At 32.8% G+C, this 3,897-nt stretch carries 4 protein-coding genes and 1 pseudogene; 4 read left to right on the top strand and 1 reads right to left on the bottom strand.

The features are described from left to right. The 4 genes and pseudogenes from AB3X49_RS18985 to AB3X49_RS18970 all read left to right on the top strand — a co-directional run. Positions 1-783 (top strand): sensor histidine kinase (locus AB3X49_RS18985; RefSeq protein WP_367964022.1); only part of this gene is annotated, 783 nt, incomplete at its 5' end. Then, positions 780-1,461, top strand: a pseudogene (locus tag AB3X49_RS18980) (response regulator transcription factor). The gene AB3X49_RS18985 and the pseudogene AB3X49_RS18980, both read left to right, overlap by 4 nt. A gap of 3 nt (positions 1,462-1,464) precedes the next feature. Then, a complete protein-coding gene (locus tag AB3X49_RS18975; RefSeq protein ID WP_367964020.1) occupies positions 1,465-2,760 on the top strand; it encodes an SLC5/6 family protein in 1,296 nt (431 codons plus the stop codon). A gap of 244 nt (positions 2,761-3,004) precedes the next feature. After that, a complete protein-coding gene (locus AB3X49_RS18970; protein ID WP_002088845.1) occupies positions 3,005-3,190 on the top strand; it encodes a PspC domain-containing protein in 186 nt (61 codons plus the stop codon). A gap of 74 nt (positions 3,191-3,264) precedes the next feature. On the opposite strand, the gene AB3X49_RS18965 is transcribed toward AB3X49_RS18970, so the two are convergent. Beyond that, on the bottom strand, positions 3,265-3,837 hold the full coding sequence (locus AB3X49_RS18965) for a helix-turn-helix domain-containing protein (protein ID WP_002138507.1): 573 nt from the start codon (positions 3,835-3,837) through the stop codon (positions 3,265-3,267). Positions 3,838-3,897 lie beyond the last annotated feature (60 nt).

Raw genomic sequence — 3,897 nt, 5'->3', positions numbered from 1 at the left:
GAGGTATATATGTTAACTTACGAAGGATTTGCCGTATTAATAACTATACTTGTCTTAGCTCCAATTTTTGGAGCTATTATTTTATTATTTTTATTTATCTTTGAAAAACGAATCGACTTACTAGAAAGTGAAAAGAAAAAAATGGCGCTAGAAAGAGAGCTACAAAAGTCTTTATACCATCAACTTACACAACAAATTCAGCCTCACTTTTTGTTTAATACATTAAATACAATTTTAAGCTTAGCCCGTCTACAAAGAACAGATGAAGTTGTCCAATCGCTCGAGATCTTTTCGCTCTTTTTAAAAGGAAAATATAAAACAACAGATTTATTAATTCCTGTATCCGAAGAACTGGCGTACACGAATTATTATATCGAGATTCAAAAAATGCGATTCCGCTCTAGACTTTCAGTAAGTATTACCTATTCTAATGACTTACACAATGCCTACATCCCACCTTTCGTTATTCAAACGTTAGTTGAAAATTCATTTAAACATGGTCTTGAAAAAAAAGCTGGACAAGCAATTTTGAATATTCGTTTATACAGTACAAATAATCGGATTACACTTCAAGTATCCGACAACGGTTCCCAAAGCGAACTATTTACTTCCTCTACACAAGAAAGTGGATACGGGCTTGAGAATATAAAAAAACGATTTCAGTTATTCTTTCAAGAACAAACTACGTTCTCTTTCATCTCTAAGCAAGAGGACGGTACAAAAGTAGAAATAACATGGCCTTTCATCACAGAAAAAAATACAGAGGAGGTAATACAAAAATGAACGTGCTATTAGTAGATGACGAACCATTAGAACTGGAACAATTAGAATTTCTCATTCACCGTCAATTTCCTAATTGGACACTACATCTAGCTTTAGATGCAAATGCGGCTTTAACTATAAGTGAAAAATTCCCGATTCATTTAGCACTTTTAGATATTCATCTTCCAGGAATATCCGGATTACAACTAGGCGAAAAACTAAAATCCAGTAGTCCTAATATGGACATCATCATCGTGACAGCATATCAAAATTTCGACTATGCAAAACAATCTATTCGACTATATAACAAAGCCAATCATAGAAAAAGAACTCGTTGGTGTATTACAAAAGTATAAAGGGAATTCCAACAACATTTCTTACTCACGTATCATTCAGGATACATTAGACATCATTCACGAAGCATTTCATGAAAAGCTACACTTAGCAGAAATTGCGGCTAAAATACATACAAATCCAACTTATTTAAGTCGGCGTTTTCATGAAGAGGTAGGGATTTCATTTTCCGGATATATCATGCAATATCGCATTGAAATGTCACAAAAATATTTAACGGAACATCCAAATTGGTGTATCTCTCAAATCTCTGAACAATCCGGTTTTAATAGCCAGCATTATTTCAGCACGGTATTCCGAAAAATGACTGGAATGACTCCGAAAGAATATAGAGGTGAGGGATAAATCGTGGCAAAAAACAACTCTGCTATCACATCTTTAAAATTAGGTATCGGAACTGGCACTGTTCTTTTATTATCTAAATGGGTCGCAAGTATATCAACGCTTGCCTTACCCGAATCTATTATCAATTATGGGTTAATTGCTGGAATTCTTTATGCTATGATCGGACCTTTCACCCTCATTTTATTTGGATTTTCAATTAAAAGAATACGTTCTACTTTCCCAGAGGGCAAATCTATTCACGATTATTTAACATATAAGCTTTCTCGCACGGGATATATCATTGTATGCTTTTTTCTTATTCTATTAAATATAGAAAGTATGTTCATTCAAACAAAGGTTGCTAGCATTTTACTTAATGTCTTTTTCCATATTCCATATGTATTGGGAGCCTTTCTTTTCATTGCTCTTTGTACAATTTTTGTAATGTTAAGTAACACTAAATTATTTACTCGAATGGCTATCATTCAAACAGTGTTAATGTTTTCTACCATGATCATTATTCCAATTTATTTTTTTGTACAAGATGGAATCACTCATGTATATGATGGCATTCGCTTATACCACCCTTATTTGCTATTTTATGAAAATATAAACGGAATATATTTTCTTATCGCTGGGATTTTAATTGAAACGGGAAGGGTATTAATAAGCCCCTCATCTTGGGATAAAGCTTTCCGTATTCACAAAAAGAAAATTATTCCAACCTACTTACTATCAGGATTTATATGGATTACCATTCCTTTAGCATTCGCTTCTTTAATTATGATAGTTATCTTTAGTGGCAGCTTAGATCATTTATACGACCTTTTAGCTCAACTTCCAAAGAAGATCGAGTTTACTATTTTATTTTATTTGCTCGTTATCGGCTCTTTAAGCGCAATAACTTCCAGCTTTATTGCCTGGATACATGGATTTACAAAACTAATTCGGGACTTTATACCGACAGTAAGTGCAAAGGTACCTCCTAAATTGCATAATACTCACTTTGTTCCCATGGCTATCGGATTTATAGCTTTTTTCATTACTACTACTACACAATATACAATTTTAGAAATCATCTTTTTCTTTGGTATTCTTTATACATCTCTTATCATCACGATATTATTCCTTATTTTCAGCAAACAAAAAATCAGCACTATTATACCCATCATCTCAATTATTGGTGCTTTTTCTGGCTATGTAACTTACTTCTTAATCAACCCCTTAACAAGCATTTGGATTAGCATGATCGTTACCCTTTCATTAGGTATTTTTTATACCTTCTCACATTGGATACATAAACAATCTACATATAAATAAACCCTTAGGCCCTTTCGGTAGTTTAAACTTTCCTACCTAGAGCCTTTTTTTATTACAAACCACCATAACATTACATAGAGATTCACTTTATTTATACTTTCGCATCTGAATTGTAAAAAACGAATCACTCTACAAAAAAATGTAATATAACCTAATGGTCTTCTCATAAATTTCCATATAGAATAAAAGTACACTGTATCACTCATACATAACAGCGGTGATATAAAAAGGAGAGGATCATAATATGTCGAAGAGGTTATATAAATCCGAAACTGATAAAATGTTATTTGGTATATGCGGTGGTTTAGGAGAATATTTTGATATTAGCTCTACTCTCATTCGTATTATTTGGGTCATTGCTATTCTATGTTTTGGAACGGGATTTTTAGTTTATTTTATTTGTTTATTACTTATGCCACGCGCGTACTAACTGGTATCATTCCATATACTTAAGAAGAGCATATAAAAAATCACCTATAGAATTCTTTTCTATAGGTGATTTTTTCATGAAGAATATTTCATCGTTAAATGTAATACCGCTACTTCATCCTCTTCATTTTTATAACTATGTTTCTTATTAGCTTCAAACTGAATGGAGTCAAACTCATTTAGCACATATACGTCATTCTCAACTTGAATAGAAACTTTCCCTTTCATTACTGTTACAAGCTCAATTGCTCCTTCATGATGAGCTTCCGGTTCATATATACTATTCGCTCTTAAACAAGCACGGTGCATTTCCATCCCTGTTTCTTTCGTGTAACGGAACATCGTTTCTAAATGCCATGCTTGTCCTACATCTACTGCAAATCCTTCTCCGCAGCGCGCAACAGCTACAGGTTCTCCAACAACCATTAATCTCGATAAAGGAATCGATAACCCTTTCGTTATTTTCCAAATGACAGCTAACGTTGGATTCGTTTCGCCTCTCTCAATTTTCCCTAATGTTAATTTACTAACTCCTGTTTTTTGGGCTAATTCTTCTAAACTTAATTTTTGTTCATTTCGAATTTGTCTTAATAGCTGACCTACTTGCTGAATTACTTCTTTCGTTTGTATATCTTCATTTTCTTTCATATATAAAACCACCTTGAAATATAAAATAGTTTACTTTTATTTAATTTAAGTATATTATAC

The organism is Bacillus sp. C30 (assembly GCF_040838255.1).
Taxonomy (GTDB): Bacteria; Bacillota; Bacilli; order Bacillales; family Bacillaceae_G; genus Bacillus_A; species Bacillus_A mycoides.
Note: the sequence above shows the minus strand (reverse complement) of the source record. Positions and strands in the feature narration are given on the sequence as shown.